Source organism: Paenibacillus sp. EKM212P, from assembly GCF_011066115.1.
GTDB lineage: Bacteria > Bacillota > Bacilli > Paenibacillales > Paenibacillaceae > Paenibacillus > Paenibacillus polymyxa_B.
Genome location: NZ_JAAMNR010000001.1, coordinates 1,091,694 through 1,107,620, shown reverse-complemented (window position 1 = coordinate 1,107,620; position 15,927 = coordinate 1,091,694). Strand labels below are relative to the sequence as shown.

Below are 15,927 nucleotides of genomic sequence, written 5' to 3'. Positions count from 1 at the left end.
GGCTGTGCAAAACTTACAAGCATTATCCGCACCTGTCCGGACACTATGGTCCACAGTGATTCGGTTTGCCAAAAGCAAGGATAACAGCTCTGCAGCAGTAAAAACGATGATATTCAGTATGCTGATTCTCGTCGTGAATATGCTGACTGGTGTGCTAACGGCACGATTCCTAGGTCCTACTGGACGCGGGGAACAGACAGCGATGGTGAACTGGTCCCAATTTCTCGCCTTCTGCATGAGCTTCGGTGTCCCGTCTGCATTGATTTACAATGCGAAAAGGAAACCGGAGGAAACGGGCAAGCTGTATGGTCTGGCCTTGCTGCTGGCTACCATGTTCGGGGGCTTGGCGACACTCGTCGGAGTTTTTCTAATTCCTTATTGGCTGCGTTCTTTTTCTTCATCGGTCATACTTTTCGCGCAGTGCTCCATGATGATGTGTCCGCTCATAGCGATTTCACAGATCAATAATGCATTGCTTCAAGTTCGCTCGGAATATAAGCAGTACAATTTATTCCGGTATCTGGTACCGCTGAGTACACTGCTGGGTCTGGCGATTCTGATCTTAACCGGAAATATGAATCCGTACACCTCGGCATTGGCCTATTTACTGCCAGGCTTGCCGATTTATATCGGTGTCACGATACGAATGATTCGGCTGTACAAACCAAAGGTAAAGAACAGCTGGACGCAATTTAAAAATCTCTTTACCTACGGTATGGGTTCATACGGAAATGATCTCATGGGGCAGGTTTCCACTTATATTGATCAGATTTTGATTGCGGGTCTGCTCAGACCCGCTGATCTCGGTTTATATGCAGTAGCGGTCAGCTTGGCCAGGATGGTGAATGTATTTTCTACCTCGATCATTGTCGTGCTGTTTCCCAAAGCCTCTGGTCTGAATAAGGAAGAGGCGGTGGCCATAACATTTCGGGCATTTCGAGTGACATCAACGGCAACCTTTTTGGCTGCGGTGATGCTGATGCTGATTGCTCCGTTCGTATTTACATTGTTATATGGTCAAGAGTTTAAACAAGCACTCACGGTATTCCGGTTCTTGGTGCTTGAGGTTGCTATCAGTGGAGGGACCATGGTGCTGGCACAACAATTTATGGCGTTGGGTAAGCCCAAACTGGTTACCATTCTACAGGGTGTCGGATTGTCGCTCGTCATTCCATTGCTGTCCATACTCGTGCCGAGATATGGATTGACGGGTGCAGGGATAGCAATGCTGTCTTCGGGGATTCTACGGTTCATTTTCATTTTATGTAATGTTAAATTCGTTCTAAAAATGAAGATTCCAAGACTGCTTATTTCCAAACAAGATTTTCAATGGCTCCGATCAACGATGTCGCACTACATCCGGAAAAAGCCAGTTAACGGTTAGATAAAGAAGGAGGCACCCGCTAATGAACCACATGTCTAGCGTTCCCGCGGACAACCGGATATCCGTAGTTATTATCGCTCAGGATGATGGCACTCGAATCACAGCCGCCATTAAATCCTGCAAGCCCTTTGCGGACGATATCGTCGTCATTGACGGAGGGAGCAAGGACAATACGATTCAGGTAGCTGAATCCTTGGGCTGTCGGGTGTTTTCTAACCCGTGGCCCGGTTATGCCAAGCAGCGCATGTTTGGTGTTGAAAAAGCGGAATTTGATTGGATATTCCTGATTGATACGGACGAAGTAGTGGATGCAGAGTTGCTTGGAGACTTGTTGAAAGTAAAGGAAACGCTCCACGATCCGGCCAAAGCATATTCCGTATTCCGGATTGGAGATTTTCTCGGCAAATGGATGAACAAAGGCGAATACCTGGTTCGTTTGTACAATCGGCGTATTTATGGCATTACGAATAGTCTTGTTCATGAAATGCCGGATGTAGCCTCCTCCCAGATTGTCAATCTGGAGGGCGTGTTATGGCACTACGGCTTCCGCAGCATCAGTGATCATATGACTCGTTTTAACAAATATACAGATCTGGAAGCAGAGACGGCATTTAACAAAGGAAGATCCTTTCGGATGACCAGACTGTTGTGGCGGCCTCCTGCCCGCTTTGTGCAGAAGTATTTTGTCCAAGGCTTATACCGCAAGGGATTGGCAGGTTTTGCCGTAGCAGTATTCTGGGTGATGTATGAGTTTCTCGTCTGCTTCAAGCATTATGAGCTAACCAAGCGGAGAAAAAAGATAGAAATCGTGGATGACGGACATACCGAGCAGAAAGGAGAAACCAGCTATGTCGTACAATAACGGATTTCGTATTGCGGCAACGGGGCTGAGCTGGCCGTCCTTGCAGCCAGGAGGCCTCAACACATATTTCAAATCCATCTGTGAGCAGCTTACGTTAGAGCGCAATACGCTGGATGCTCTAATCTGTAGTGACGAGCAGCCGCAGGCGCCCGACCGTATTCGGATTCATTCGATTGGCAGCAAGCAGCAATCCATGTGGAAGCGTCGAGAGCTAATGCAAAAATATGCAGCAGAGCTGTTCGACAAGCAACCGACGGATGTACTGTATTCCCATTTTGCTCCCTATGGTGTCGGACCGGCGCTGGAGGCGAAAAAAAGAGGAATCCCGGTAGTTACCACCTTTCACGGACCGTGGACGGAGGAAATGAAGATTGAAGGACAGGGCCTCAAGCATTTGTTAAAAACGACGTTGGCCAAATCCATTGAAATGAAAGCCTACGGATTGGCGGATAAATTTATAGTGCTCAGCGAAACTTTTCGGGATATTTTGCATGAGCACTATAAGGTTCCACTCAGCAAAATTCATATTATTCCTGGTGCGGCGAATGTAGAAAGGTTCCACCCGGCAGAGGATCAAGAAGCGGTGCGGAAGCGCCTGAATTTGCCGCAAAATGCGACGATTGTGCTAACCGTTCGTCGTCTTGTTAATCGAATGGGACTACTACAGCTACTGGAAGCATGGCGACGAGTAACCGAGCGTCATCCTGATCATGTGTTGCTGATTGGAGGAAAGGGCCCCTTGATGGAGGAATTGGCTTCCAAGGTGGCGGAATACAATCTTCATAACCATGTAAGGCTGCTCGGTTATGTGTCGGATGAGGAGCTTCCACTGTACCACCAAGCATCGAATTTGTTCGTTGTACCCACACAGGCACTGGAAGGTTTCGGTCTGATCACAGTGGAGGCGATGGCCTCGGGACTGCCGGTGCTGGCGACTCCTGTGGGTGGCAACAAGGAGATTTTAAGAGGATTCCGTCCCGAGCTTTTGTTCAAGGGAACGGATAGTGAAGCCATTGCTGAAGGGTTGCTGCGTGTGCTGGATCATCGTGAACTTCTACCGAATGCAAGGGAATGCCGGGACCATGTCCTGAGCAGATATACATGGGGACATGTAGCGGAGCAGGTGGAAGAGGTGTTCCGACAGGTCCTTGATAGAAAGGCGGCGGCGAAATGATGAGAGTAGCTTATATTGACCATACGGCAAGATGGAGCGGCGGCGAAGTCGCTTTGTACAACATACTGACGAATATCGGGGAACATATCGACCCGCTCGTTATTTTGGCAGAGGAGGGCGATTTAGCAGATCGGCTTCGGCAGCGTGATATTGATGTGCGCATCGTTCCATTGGACGATTCGATTCGCAATCGGGGACGGAATGCCGTGAATCTAGGTGCACCGGCAGCAGCTTTTCGTTTGCTGGCTTACGGTAGAAAACTTGCGCCCTTGCTGCGTGAGGAAAAGGTCGTGTGCGTTCACACGAACTCGCTCAAGTCTGCACTGTATGGTACAGTAGCCGCCAAATCGGCGAAGCTGCCCTTGATCTGGCATATCCGTGACCACATCGGTCCGCCGTATCTGAAGCCGATTGTGGCCAAAGGGATTCGGCTGATGTCCCGCTTTTTGCCCAACGGAGTGATTGCTAATTCCAAGTCCACGCTGAGTGCGTTGGAGTTACCCCCGGACAAAAAGACGCTTGTCGTTTATTCCGCTTTTGCCAAAGCAATTACAGCACGTGACACGGCTGCCCATGTACGTGGTGATGACTCGTTTAACGTCGTATTGGTCGGCAGATTGGCGGAATGGAAGGGACAGCATATTTTACTGGAAGCAGCACGCTCCTTTTTACCGGATCAGCGCGTGAAATTCTGGCTGGCTGGAGATGCGTTGTTCGGAGAAGAGGAATACAAGCAACGATTAGAGTCCACGATGCGCGAATACGGGTTGGCTAACGTCAATCTGCTGGGACACGTCGATGACATTCAAGGCCTGATGCAGCGTTGTGATTTGCTGATTCATACCTCTATTACACCAGAACCATTCGGTCAGGTCATTATTGAAGGCATGGCTGCGGGTCTCCCCGTGATTGCCTCCAATGAGGGTGGACCCAAGGAAACGGTGGTACCCCATGAAACCGGGCTGCTTATTGAACCGGGTGATCCGGCTAAGCTGGAAGCAGCCATCCGCTGGATGTTGGAGCATCCACAAGAACGTCAGCAGATGGGTGAGAGAGGGATGGAACGGGTCAAGAAGCATTTTGTCATCGAGAACACAGTTAAGGATATAGTTCATTACTATAAGGGTTTGTTGGCAGGAGTCTGACCGACATTCGCGTTAAAGGATGATTCAGATGAAAATAGCGATAGCGCACGATTACTTAATCCAAATGGGCGGAGCGGAAAGGGTAGTAGAGGTATTCCACGATATGTATCCGGAGGCTCCTATCTTCACAACGGTGTTCAGCGACGACCGCCTGTCGCGTAACTTGAAGGATGCGGATATTAGAGCCACTTGGCTACAAAAAGTCCCAGGAGTGAAGGACAACTTCAAAGGAGTGCTGCCGCTGTATCCCATTGCTATCCGTGATTTTGATTTTAGGGATTTCGACATTGTTTTAAGCTCCAGCAGTGCATTTATGAAAAGCATCCAGGTACCCAAACATACGTTTCACATTTGTTATTGTCACACACCGATGCGGTTTGCCTGGGATTACGATACATATATGGCCCGGCAGTCCAAATCCAACCTGCTCAAAAACATGCTCAAGCTGTACATGAACCGGTTGAAAACATGGGATGCCAAAACTTCTCGCAACGTAGACCAGTTTGTCGCCAACTCTTCGGTTGTTAAACGAAGAATTTTGCACTATTACCAAAGGGATTCGGATGTGATTTTCCCACCTATTAATACATCCCGTTTTAAACGCGCTACAAACATCGGTGACTATTACCTGATCGTATCCCGATTGGTGTCCTACAAGCGCATTGATCTCGCGATCGAAGCATTCAAACGTAACGGTCTCAAGCTGCGCATTGTGGGTGAAGGACCCGACCGTAAACGACTCGAAGGTATGGCTGCCCCGAACATTGAGTTCCTCGGCAGGCTTGAGGATGAAGAGGTTAACAAGCTGATGGCAGAATGCCGAGCGCTCGTTTTTCCGGGTGAAGAGGACTTCGGTATTACGCCTTTGGAGGCGAATGCGGCCGGACGGCCTGTCATCGCTTTTCAGGGTGGGGGAGCGCTGGATACGATTGTTCCTCATGTGAACGGCGTATTTTTCCGCAAGCATCAAGTAGAGGATGTGCTGGAGGCCGTCGAAAAGGTTGAGCAACATGCGTGGAATGTGGACGATATCATTACCCATGCCCGCAAATTTGATGAAGTAAACTTCAAGGATCAATTAAAAAAGTATGTAGAACAAGCCTATGTGAACTTTCTAAAAGGAGGATGAACGGAATGAAGCTGGCTGTAATCGGTACTGGATACGTTGGGCTCGTCTCGGGTGTATGTTTTGCGCAAAAAGGTAATGAGGTGATTTGTGTCGATCTGGAGCAGCACAAAATCGACATGTTGAACCGGGCAGAATCTCCGATTTATGAACCGGGTATTGAGGAATTGATCGCGTTGAATCTGGAAGCAGGCCGGTTGGAGTTCACCTCGGATTTGGCCGATGCGGTACGCCGCTCGGATATCGTAATTTTGGCGGTAGGTACCCCTTCTCTGGCTAACGGCGAGGCGAATTTGTCATACATTGAACAGGCGGCCGCTGATGTTGGGAAAGCCATGAACGGGTATAAGATTATTATGACCAAGAGTACTGTACCTGTCGGAACGAACGAAAAGATTAAGGACGTGTTGGCTCGTCACACGAGTTTGTCTTTCGATATCGTCTCCGCGCCGGAGTTCCTGAGAGAAGGTTCAGCCATCAATGATACGCTTTATCCGGATCGCATCATTATTGGTTTGGACAATACAGGATTGCGTGAAACCATGGTCACTCTGCATCAGGTGTTCACGGATAAAATCTATGTGACGGATATCCGTAGTGCTGAAATGATCAAATACGCGTCCAATGCGTTTCTGGCAACTAAAATTTCGTTCATTAACGAAATCGCTAATATTTGCGAAAAGGTTGGTGCCGATGTAACCTGTGTGGCTGACGGTATGGGTATGGACAAACGGATTGGCTCCTCTTTCCTACAAGCAGGGATCGGGTATGGTGGCTCTTGCTTTCCAAAAGACACAAATGCGCTTATCCAAATTGCAGGTAATGTAGACTATGAATTTAAGTTGTTGAAATCGGTGGTCGAGGTGAATACCGACCAGCGCTTTATGATTGTATCCAAGCTGCGCGAATCGCTGGGTCAACTGAACGGTGTGTCCATTGGCATTTGGGGCCTCGCCTTCAAGCCAAATACAGATGACATCCGCGAAGCTCCAGCACTGGAAATCGTAGAAACGCTCATTCAGGCAGGCGCTATTGTCAAACTGTATGATCCCATTGCGATGGATAAATTCAAGGAGCGCGTGGATCACCCGAATATTATGTGGTGCTCATCCCCACAGCAAGCCGCTGAAGGTAGCGACGCTGTGTGCCTGTTGACCGATTGGGAAGAGTTCAAAAAAGTCGATCTCGTACAACTGGCCTCCATTTTGCGCAAGCCGGTTCTCATTGACGGTCGTAACGTATTCGCTGAGGAACAGATCCAAGGCTCCGGGCTGGAATACTACTCCGTGGGTCGTCCGCGGATGAGTGGGTGGAATCGGGATAAAGTGGAAGTTTAAAAGTGACAGATTAAAAAGTGACTGTGGCGGTGTTGGAGGCGCTGAAGGCGCTACGCGTGCAGATTGTTCTTCCGATTGCTGTTACCCCCGGATTTTCTGGATTATATAAAACATTCAAAGGTTAAAATCCGGGGATAAAGGCAAACGCTGACGCTTCTTCAGAACAATTCTGCCCGCTCCGCTGCTTTTCGCCGTGGAGTCACAATTTTTAAACTCCCACCTTATGGGGGGAGTAGAAGGGCAGATCAGAAGGAGCGGCGCGGTTGATGCCGCTCCTTCCGATCAAAGCGCCATGCGGCTGTACCGCGGCGCCGCTCCTGTGAAGCAAGGCAGGTAAACGCCAAGCGTGAGATTTTACAGGCTGACCGGACTTAATAATGTCCGGTCGTGCCTTTTGCAATAAACGGTATGATCGGCATGATGCATTTTTGAGTAGCGCAGGGATGGATTTGAATCTGGAGAAGCGGAGCGTTCGCCTTTGACGTGGTATTCTTACATTTAAATGTCTTATACAATCCAAAGAATCCCACGGCAACAGCGATCATAAGATTAAATTCATACCGTAGCGGGTAGTCAACAACTCATCATCAGAACGATCATCCAACCAATATAGAGAGGAAGTGGAGAGTTATGAAGCTCGTACTTTTGTCTGGTGGTTCCGGTAAAAGATTATGGCCTTTGTCCAACGATTCCCGTTCCAAACAATTTTTGAAGGTACTGGAGAGCCCGGAGGGGATTTCGGAATCCATGGTACAGCGGGTATGGAGACAATTGGGAGACAATGGATTATCAGAATCCTCGTTTATTGCGACAGGGAGAGCACAGGTCGAAATGATCCAGAGTCAGGTCGGGCCGAATACGCGCATCATTGTTGAGCCGGAACGCAGAGACACCTTTCCTGCGATTGCGCTGACAGCGACTTATCTATATTCCATTGCTGGTGTTTCCCCTGATGAAATTATAGCTATTTTGCCTGTAGATCCTTATGTTGAGGATGCTTTCTTCGCTTCCGTAGCCCAGCTGGAACATACACTCCAGGAGAGTGAAGGCAAGCTTGCTTTAATCGGGGTTGTCCCTTCCTATCCTTCAGAGAAATATGGTTACATTATTCCGAAAAACGATGCCACCCAAGGTAGCACTGGCTACCGCGAAGTGAGCCATTTTCAAGAGAAACCCGACCGGGAGCAGGCGGAGCGTCTGATTGAACGCAATGCTCTATGGAACTGCGGGGTTTTTGCATTCAAATTAAGTTATTTGCTGGATATCTTGGCATCCAAGGGGTTGCCGCTTAATTATGAAGAAATGCAAAAGCAATACGCATCTCTGGAAAAAATCAGCTTTGACTATGAAGTAGTCGAGAAGGAAAAGGATATCGTAGTTCTTCCGTACGATGGTTTTTGGAAGGATTTGGGTACCTGGAATACACTCACAGAAGAAATGTCTAATCAACAAGTGGGCAGAGGTGTAGTAACGGAGGATTGCGTCAATACGAGTCTTATTAACGAGTTAGACATTCCTGTGGCGATCATTGGAACGAATGATCTGATTGTAGCCGCTAGCCCGGATGGTATTCTTGTGACCAATAAGGCTGAAAGTCCTCGCATTAAGGAAGTGCTCAAGGCTCATGATCAGCGTCCAATGTATGAAGAACGTCGTTGGGGGCAGTATCGGGTTGTGGATTATGTTAAGTATGACGAGGGTAACGAGGTATTGACCAAACGAATCCGCGTACGGAAAGGCAAAAATATCAGCTATCAGCTTCATTTCAAACGGAGTGAAATTTGGACCATTATTAGCGGTGAAGCGGAAATTATTTTGAATGAGAAGCTGCACAAAGTAAAAGCTGGTGATGTAGTTCGCATTCCTGAAGGAACGAAGCATAGCATTTTGGCTGTGACCGATGTGGATTTTATTGAGGTGCAGACTGGTTCTGAATTGGTTGAAGAGGATATTGTCCGCTTTTGTATGGATTGGAATGAAATTTCCCGTCACCAATTTATCTCATAATTGTTTTCGTAAAAACGAAAAAAAGACGAATCTATGAAAATTCATAGCTCAAACTGTCGAAATTGGGCGAAAACCTGTAAATTCATGAACATGACCTATTAAATTTTGGTAAAAGAAAGTCGATACTTAGGGTAAGAAGGAATCCAAACTCCTTCCAACGATAAACGCAGCCCTGTCGAAAGGCAGGTACGCAAAGCTAAAGGGCCTTCCGTAGGGATGGCAGCCTGGCTACCGAAAGGAAGAGCAAAAAGTGAGATTCAATTTTATTCCTCTGTATCGACTGATACGTCATGCACTCCCCGTAGTTATGCTTTTTTCTTTGTTGCCCGTCGGTTTTGGTGAATCTCTGTCTGTGGCGAATGCCGCTGCATTACAACCTGTTAATTCGGACGCTTCTACTCAGGCCCGTGAACTATACAGCTATTTACTCAGCATCTCGGGGAAAAAAATAATCACCGGTCAGCATGATTATTTGGAGAGTCCGGATGAATTAAGTAACAAGGTCCAAAAAATCAGTCAGGCGTATGTGGGTGTGCACGGCTATGAGATGGGAGCCATCTCAGGTCAATCTGCCGCTTCGGAAGCAGCACAACGTAAAAATGTTGTCGATAGCGCGATCCGCTGGAGCAGATCCGGAGGCATTGTGACGATGACTTTTCATGAAGCGCTGCCGGGTAGACCACTGACTTGGGCCAATGTGCAGGCGAAAGTAAGTCAGACGGAGTTCAATAAATACGTGACGCCAGGCACTGCGCAGTATAACCTCCTCATTGCCGATCTGGATAAGGTCGCTGTATCGCTAAAGCAGCTTCGTGATGCGGGTGTTCCGGTTTTATGGAGACCTTATCACGAAATGAATGGTGACTGGTTCTGGTGGGGAAACAAAACTAATTTCAATCAGCTATGGAATATCATGTATGACCGTTTTGTAAACACACATCAACTAGACAATCTGCTGTGGGTATGGAGCCCGAATGCTCCTAATTCGTATACCTTCCCGTATACCCCTAAATATCCGGGGGATGACAAAGTAGACATTTTGGCTGTAGACATTTACAACAATGATTTTGAACAAAGTCATTATGAAGGTCTGCTCGGGTTGGCAGGGGATAAGCCGATTGCCATTGGGGAACACGGTGAGATGCCCAGCTCCGAGGTATTACAGGCTCAGCCCAAATGGGTGTATTCCATGACTTGGGGAAAGATGCTGACCGAGAATAACACAACGGATCAAATTCAGGATTATATGAATGATTCGAGGAGCTTGACGCGAGATGATGTGAAAAATGGATTGGCAGCAGTTCAACAACCCGGGACAGATGTACCAACCCTACCGGACGAGGGGCAAAGCGAGCCTATCCCGGCTCCTCCTTCTGTTCCGGATATGGTTTATGCGAACGGGCTGCGGGGTGAATATTTTAACAACATGAATCTGGATGGTAGTGCTGCTTTGACCCGTACAGATAGCAAGCTGGACTATAACTGGCGTGCTGCCACAGCTGATGCAAGGGTGAACGCTGATCGGTTCTCCGTTCGCTGGACAGGTAAAATGAAGCCACAATATAGTGAGACCTATACGTTTACAACGATATCTGATGATGGAATCCGGGTATGGGTAGACGGCAAGCTAATTATTGATAGCTGGTTTAAGCAAAGCTGGACAGAGCGCAAGGGCAGTATCACCTTGCAAGCAGGTAAAATGGTAGATTTAAAAGTTGAATACTATGATGAATATGGTGACGCAATGGCACGTCTGATGTGGGAAAGTCAGCATGAAGCGAAAGCGGTGATTCCCGGTAACGCTTTGTTTCTTCCTTAATAGATTCTCTTTCCCGGTCAAAAATTTTGAGGAGAGAGGGTGGATCATATGATGAAAAAATGGTTGACCCACAGGTATACGCCAGTATTATCCGGGCTGCTGGGGGTCGTAGCTATAGCGCTGATCGCTTGGTTGATTTACACGCCTTCAAGGAGCGTAGAACTGCCGACGGATAAAGTAGCGGCAGCCAGTCCAGTATGGAAGCTGGGACAGAGGGATGATTCTTCAGCGGAATTTAGAGGAGTGATTGGTAGAGACAATATCAACATTCCTACAGCCTCTGCTTCTACCGAATCGTCGGCTAAAGGAATATCGTCTGCAACGTCCATAGCAGAGAATACAGCGGCCCCGGTATTGCTCAGCAGTGGAGATATTCCTCCCGGCTTGAATGCGTCCACGAATCCTGAACTGTCGCTCCAGTATAAGCTGGATCAAGTTCCTCCCAATGGAGTGATATTCCGTGTACGGATTTTGGATGCGGGCAAAGCTGTTCCGCAATTGGCTGTATTTTCAAATTATCAGCTGTCCGGTATCATTCAAATCGCTGGGGTTTCCGGTACGGGCAGTGCATATAATTACAAAAGCAACTACGAGTTGTATATCCCCAAAGAGCAATTGCAAAGCGGTGTTAACGTACTCAAGCTAAAGACAGCGCGCTGCCTATACTGCTCCTCTGCAGAAGATAAAAATGTGTGGTGGACCTGGGATGACTTGAGCTTGGAGACGTTAGCTTCACCTGCGATCGAACCGGTACACGGTAAATATATACTGACCGGAACAAATGTGAACAATAAAGAATTTTATTATGATCAGGGTGCAGTTAAGCATTTACCATACGTTCTCAAGTGGCTGGGCATTGCTTATAGTGGCAACGTCATGAGGGTCACCTGTGCCAGTAATGTGGGCAAGGCATGTACAGACGTGGATGATTACTATCAAACGTTAAAGCAGTATAATATGCAATCGTCTGCTTTGTATTTATATACAGGTGATATTAAGCTGCAAAAAGATGGTTCTCTGCCAGAGACGGCCAAGCAAAAGTTGCGCGATTATGTAAAAAAATACGGTTCTTATCTTCAATATTATGAAGTAGATAACGAACCTGGATTATTTAATCGCTCCAAGGCGGTAAACCTGGCTGTGGCCAAGTGGTTGAATACAGAAGGCAAGCAATTGGCACCGCATCTCAAAACCGTAGCACCGGGCTGGGCCTACTGGCCAACGTACTCTACCAAGGCGTGCAAAAATCAAACTAGTGGTACGCAAAAATGCGGTGACCCAGATGGATGGGAACGGGACCCGGCGCAACGTAAACAGCTGGAGGAAGTCACCGACCTGACCAATGGACACGCCTATGGTGAATCGTATAATGAAGAGGGCGGGGGCAGCTTCGTCCAAAATTTGAAAACCTTCGGCGGTTCGAGCAATGGACTGGCGAAAAAGATGCTGAACACAGAGTTCGGTACCAATGATACGCATCGAGACAATCCAGATTACGGGGCTAGTCAGCCACAAGCAGCTGCATTCGACCGGATTATGCGTTCGCAAATTGGGTTTGCCGATATGTTTATCCAGCACGCTGCTTTTTATAAAGATTATACGCTGTTTAAAACAGGCTTCGATCTGCAAAGTCATAACCCGGCCAACACAGAAATTTATCCGTTCGGGCAAGGACAGGACACCCGCGTTAAGATCATGAGACGCTTGAGCTTAGCCTATGCCACCCATGGAAAACCTCTGACTTATACAGTGCTGAATCCAGAGGATACCAAGGATAAGATGGTGTATGTTCGTGCGGTGGATACGTCCAAGCTTAAACCGCTGGCAGGTAGCGGCGCTACTTCAGACAAATTGCTGGTGAATCTAGTGAATTTCGAAGCTACCCCGCAGACCGTTCGTGTACGGGTAACGATGCCGAAATCCGGTTTGTACACGGGTGAACGTTTTGGAGCGGGTTCTACTTACAGTCAGGCACAGCGTTCCATATCAGGGCTCAAGGCTTCTCCTGCCCTTGATTTTGAAGAAAAGCTGGGTCCTGGCGAAGCGGTACAATATATTTTGGAATTAAAAAGCACAGATCAGACCGCAGCTTCAGCCCCAACAGGGGTGAAGGCTGCCTCTGTTCAGGATGGGGCGGTAAAAATTAATTGGCTTCAGGCAGAAGGCGTATCTTCCTATGATGTGCTGCGTGCTGACGGGACCGACGGGGCCTATCAGGTGATTGCCTCGCAAGTAGCGGGAAGCACGTACACAGACCGCACAGTAAAAGCTGGAGGCCACTATGTCTACAAAGTCCGGGCGACCGGAGGCACTCAGGTTTCCCAGGCAGCCGAGGTCGCTTAATAACAGATCGGAATGTATATAGGACCTGAGTTAACGAATACCTAACATCATTTCGAAATAAAACAAAAAAGAACCTATCAGGAGAAAATAGGACCTGACAGGTTCTTTTTTGTTGGAAAATCGTTCTGATTTGCCAATACTTTACGTATAATGAAGAAAAAAATAAGAAAATCCTTTTATATTCTCGTCATAAGACGACAACATTGCAGGTATGTATTCATATATAATAGTTTTGTTCATGACTATACATACATGGTTTTGTGGGAAATCTCTTTCCGATGACCAAGAATAATAAAGCGAGGTTAATGCTGAATGAACAAGGAGACAGAATTAGGGGTGAACAACCCTCTTTTTCAAAACAACGTACGGAAAGTAGACAAAGCCGCTATCGACTTGGACATCCGGGACATTTTGCTCCAATGTGGGTTCACGATGCCAGAATGGCTAGAAAGCGACGCTGATGGAACCATATACCGGAAGGACAAGCGCGTGTAAATTCCAACGGTTGGTCTTACTTGAGCGAGACGTGAAGCAATCGGCCGCTTTCTTTATTCCAACATTCGTTCCATTCGGACAAATGCAATAAAACGTTTGGCTTCTTCCTCAGACAAGGTGCGTCCGTCAATGGTCAGGTTGAAACGTTGCAGAATATCCTCGTCGGACAGTTCAAGCTGGTCCACAAATTCCCTCACATCTGAATCCAATATTGCCGCCGGATGGCTCGTACGTCCCACCAAGTAGTCAATCGTTACCCCGAAAATATCAGCGAGCTTGGTCAGGATCTCAAAATCTGGCTTGCGCCTATTTTTTTCATAGTGAGAAAGAGCTGCCCGCGTAATTCCGAGGGATTGCGCTAGTTCCTCTTGTTTTAATCCCTTATGTTCTCGTAATTCAGCGATGCGGGTGCCATAATTCATCTGTTTTTCCTCCTGAAGGCAAGGTTAAGAAAGGTAAAAAAGCAATTTTACGCTTGACAAGATACGTTTTGTATCATAAATTAGTTATGTAAGTTACATAACGTATCTTTATTTCATAGTTTTCACTTATATCTTCGTTTATATACCCTAAGAGGCCACCGATGATTGAGCATTTTGTGCTTATTCGCTGGCTAGACCTTCTATGCGCTATTATACAACATTTTACTATAGATTAGAGGGTCATGCATCGTTCTTTTCCCCGTTATGCAGAGGATCAGTACAAGCGTTATTGCATCGAAAACAAGTCAATCAGGGAGGACTGGTCTTGTGCAGTTGAAAGAGTACATCCGTTTGATCCGTAAAAGAATGTGGTTGATTGGTAGCATCGTACTGCTGGTATGTACAGTAGTGGGCATAAAAAATGTATATTTTACCCCGCAGATTTATGAAGCTACCGCAAAGCTCATTATCAACCAGACGCCACGACCGGATCGTGCAGGTGTCGTTGATTACAGTGTAGTTCAAACGAATATAGCCTTAACGAACTCATATAAGCAAATTATGATCTCCTCGGCGATTATGGATCAGGTGGTCGCCAGCTTCCCCGACCTTAAGGTCACTCCGTCAGCTTTGGCGCAAAAATTAAGAGTGAACACCGCTGGTGATTCACAGGTCATGGATGTAACAATCCGCGATTTATCGTATACGAAGGCTGTGAAAACCGTCAATGCGGTAGCCAAAGTATTCAAACGGCAAATTCCCTCTATCATGAAAATGGACAATGTCACCATCCTAAGCGAAGCCAGTCTGAATGATCCAGCAGTTCCCGTCAACAGTAATCCCGCTATACAGATATTTATTGCTTTTGCCACCTCTTTATTGTTGGGAATCGGCTTGGCGTTTTTGCTGGAGGTACTGGATGATACATTTAAGAATGAAGAGGATATTGAAAAAGAACTCGGTCTGCCTACCTTATCCCTGATTACGAAAATGAAAAAAGAAGATAAACGCTCTGACAGCTCGACTACAACTCCTAAACAGGTAGGTGAAGGGCAATATGCCGCGATTAATCAATAATCAGCTCGTTACATCCCTACATGCTCAGTCTTCCGTTTCGGAGGAGTACCGCATGCTTCGCACTAACATCCAGTTTTCTTCTATAGACGAGCCGATTGAGGTTATGATGGTGGCGTCCGCTCAGGCGGGTGAAGGCAGAACGGTCACGATTAGCAATTTGGCTGTAACCTATGCGCAAGAGGGGAAAAAGGTGCTGATTATGGATATGGATCTGCGCCGCTCCTCCTTGCACCATATGTTTGGTTTGCGTAATCATACAGGGCTGACACGGGTACTTGCCAATCAACAGGCATGGCAGGATGTGGTTCAGGAAACCGGGATTGACCATCTGCATGCAATTACAGCCGGGCCGAACCCGCCCAATCCGTCTGAGATGCTCAGTTCCCGCAGAATGAATGCTCTGCTAGTTGAGCTAAAAGAACATTATGACGTGATCTTAATGGATACGCCGCCGTTGCTGTCCTTTCCGGATGGCTTAATTATAAGCGCTATGTGTGACGGAGTCATTCTGGTGGTGCAGGCAGGGAAGGTCAAAAAGGATGTCGTCAAGAAAGCAAAAGCGAATTTGGAAAGAGTAAAGGCGCGCATTCTGGGTGTCGTACTTAATAATGTGAAGCGTTCGAATACCCGCGCCGAGAGGGGTATGGAGGAACGCAATCTGACATGAATAAAAAGGAGGAAAATGAGAGTATATAAAATTCTTTTAACAATGTATAAATAATAATTATCAATAAGG

13 protein-coding genes and 1 riboswitch are annotated in these 15,927 nt (G+C 47.2%); of the genes, 12 read left to right on the top strand and 1 reads right to left on the bottom strand.

What is annotated here, in order from left to right; genetic code table 11:
- The first annotated feature begins 4 nt into the window (after nucleotides 1-4).
- The 10 genes from G9G54_RS05245 to G9G54_RS05200 all read left to right on the top strand — a co-directional run bounded on the left by G9G54_RS05245 (nucleotide 5) and on the right by G9G54_RS05200 (nucleotide 13,692).
- Complete coding sequence (locus G9G54_RS05245; protein WP_165176469.1) at nucleotides 5-1,384, top strand: lipopolysaccharide biosynthesis protein; 1,380 nt, start codon at nucleotides 5-7, stop codon at nucleotides 1,382-1,384.
- Nucleotides 1,385-1,406: 22 nt separating this feature from the next.
- Nucleotides 1,407-2,246 (top strand): glycosyltransferase family 2 protein, encoded by an 840-nt coding sequence (locus G9G54_RS05240; RefSeq protein ID WP_039269533.1) that lies wholly within the window; start codon nucleotides 1,407-1,409, stop codon nucleotides 2,244-2,246.
- Nucleotides 2,233-3,420, top strand: a complete 1,188-nt coding sequence (locus tag G9G54_RS05235) for a glycosyltransferase family 4 protein (protein WP_061830277.1) — start codon at nucleotides 2,233-2,235, stop codon at nucleotides 3,418-3,420. The genes G9G54_RS05240 and G9G54_RS05235 overlap by 14 nt, the downstream gene beginning before the upstream one ends.
- Nucleotides 3,417-4,565 (top strand): glycosyltransferase family 4 protein, encoded by a 1,149-nt coding sequence (locus tag G9G54_RS05230; protein ID WP_165176467.1) that lies wholly within the window; start codon nucleotides 3,417-3,419, stop codon nucleotides 4,563-4,565. Before G9G54_RS05235 ends, G9G54_RS05230 begins: the two co-directional genes overlap by 4 nt.
- Before the next feature lie 28 nt (nucleotides 4,566-4,593).
- Nucleotides 4,594-5,694: a glycosyltransferase gene (locus tag G9G54_RS05225; RefSeq protein ID WP_165176465.1), complete on the top strand. Its 1,101-nt coding sequence runs from the start codon at nucleotides 4,594-4,596 to the stop codon at nucleotides 5,692-5,694.
- A 5-nt stretch (nucleotides 5,695-5,699) separates the two neighbouring features.
- Nucleotides 5,700-7,028 (top strand): UDP-glucose dehydrogenase family protein, encoded by a 1,329-nt coding sequence (locus G9G54_RS05220; RefSeq protein WP_061830275.1) that lies wholly within the window; start codon nucleotides 5,700-5,702, stop codon nucleotides 7,026-7,028.
- A 630-nt stretch (nucleotides 7,029-7,658) separates the two neighbouring features.
- Nucleotides 7,659-9,035 carry a sugar phosphate nucleotidyltransferase gene (locus tag G9G54_RS05215; protein WP_013309163.1) on the top strand — a complete coding sequence of 459 codons (1,377 nt, stop codon included), beginning with the start codon at nucleotides 7,659-7,661 and terminating at the stop codon, nucleotides 9,033-9,035.
- 155 nt (nucleotides 9,036-9,190) lie between these two features.
- Nucleotides 9,191-9,271: riboswitch (cyclic di-GMP riboswitch) on the top strand.
- A gap of 14 nt (nucleotides 9,272-9,285) precedes the next feature.
- Complete coding sequence (locus G9G54_RS05210) at nucleotides 9,286-10,854, top strand: glycosyl hydrolase (protein ID WP_165176463.1); 1,569 nt, start codon at nucleotides 9,286-9,288, stop codon at nucleotides 10,852-10,854.
- A gap of 48 nt (nucleotides 10,855-10,902) precedes the next feature.
- The gene (locus tag G9G54_RS05205; protein WP_165176461.1) at nucleotides 10,903-13,197 is read left to right on the top strand and encodes a hypothetical protein; all 2,295 of its coding nucleotides are present in this window, start codon (nucleotides 10,903-10,905) and stop codon (nucleotides 13,195-13,197) included.
- A 312-nt stretch (nucleotides 13,198-13,509) separates the two neighbouring features.
- Nucleotides 13,510-13,692 (top strand): hypothetical protein, encoded by a 183-nt coding sequence (locus G9G54_RS05200; RefSeq protein ID WP_165176459.1) that lies wholly within the window; start codon nucleotides 13,510-13,512, stop codon nucleotides 13,690-13,692.
- Between the two features lie 53 nt (nucleotides 13,693-13,745).
- On the opposite strand, the gene G9G54_RS05195 is transcribed toward G9G54_RS05200, so the two are convergent.
- Nucleotides 13,746-14,114, bottom strand: coding sequence for a helix-turn-helix domain-containing protein (locus G9G54_RS05195; protein WP_165176457.1), 369 nt, complete (start codon nucleotides 14,112-14,114; stop codon nucleotides 13,746-13,748).
- 327 nt (nucleotides 14,115-14,441) lie between these two features.
- Here G9G54_RS05195 and G9G54_RS05190 point away from each other — a divergent pair, with 327 nt between their 5' ends.
- Together G9G54_RS05190 and G9G54_RS05185 are read left to right on the top strand one after the other, a co-directional pair.
- Nucleotides 14,442-15,191: a YveK family protein gene (locus tag G9G54_RS05190; RefSeq protein ID WP_069291330.1), complete on the top strand. Its 750-nt coding sequence runs from the start codon at nucleotides 14,442-14,444 to the stop codon at nucleotides 15,189-15,191.
- Complete coding sequence (locus G9G54_RS05185; RefSeq protein WP_061830270.1) at nucleotides 15,172-15,858, top strand: CpsD/CapB family tyrosine-protein kinase; 687 nt, start codon at nucleotides 15,172-15,174, stop codon at nucleotides 15,856-15,858. The genes G9G54_RS05190 and G9G54_RS05185 overlap by 20 nt, the downstream gene beginning before the upstream one ends.
- Nucleotides 15,859-15,927 lie beyond the last annotated feature (69 nt).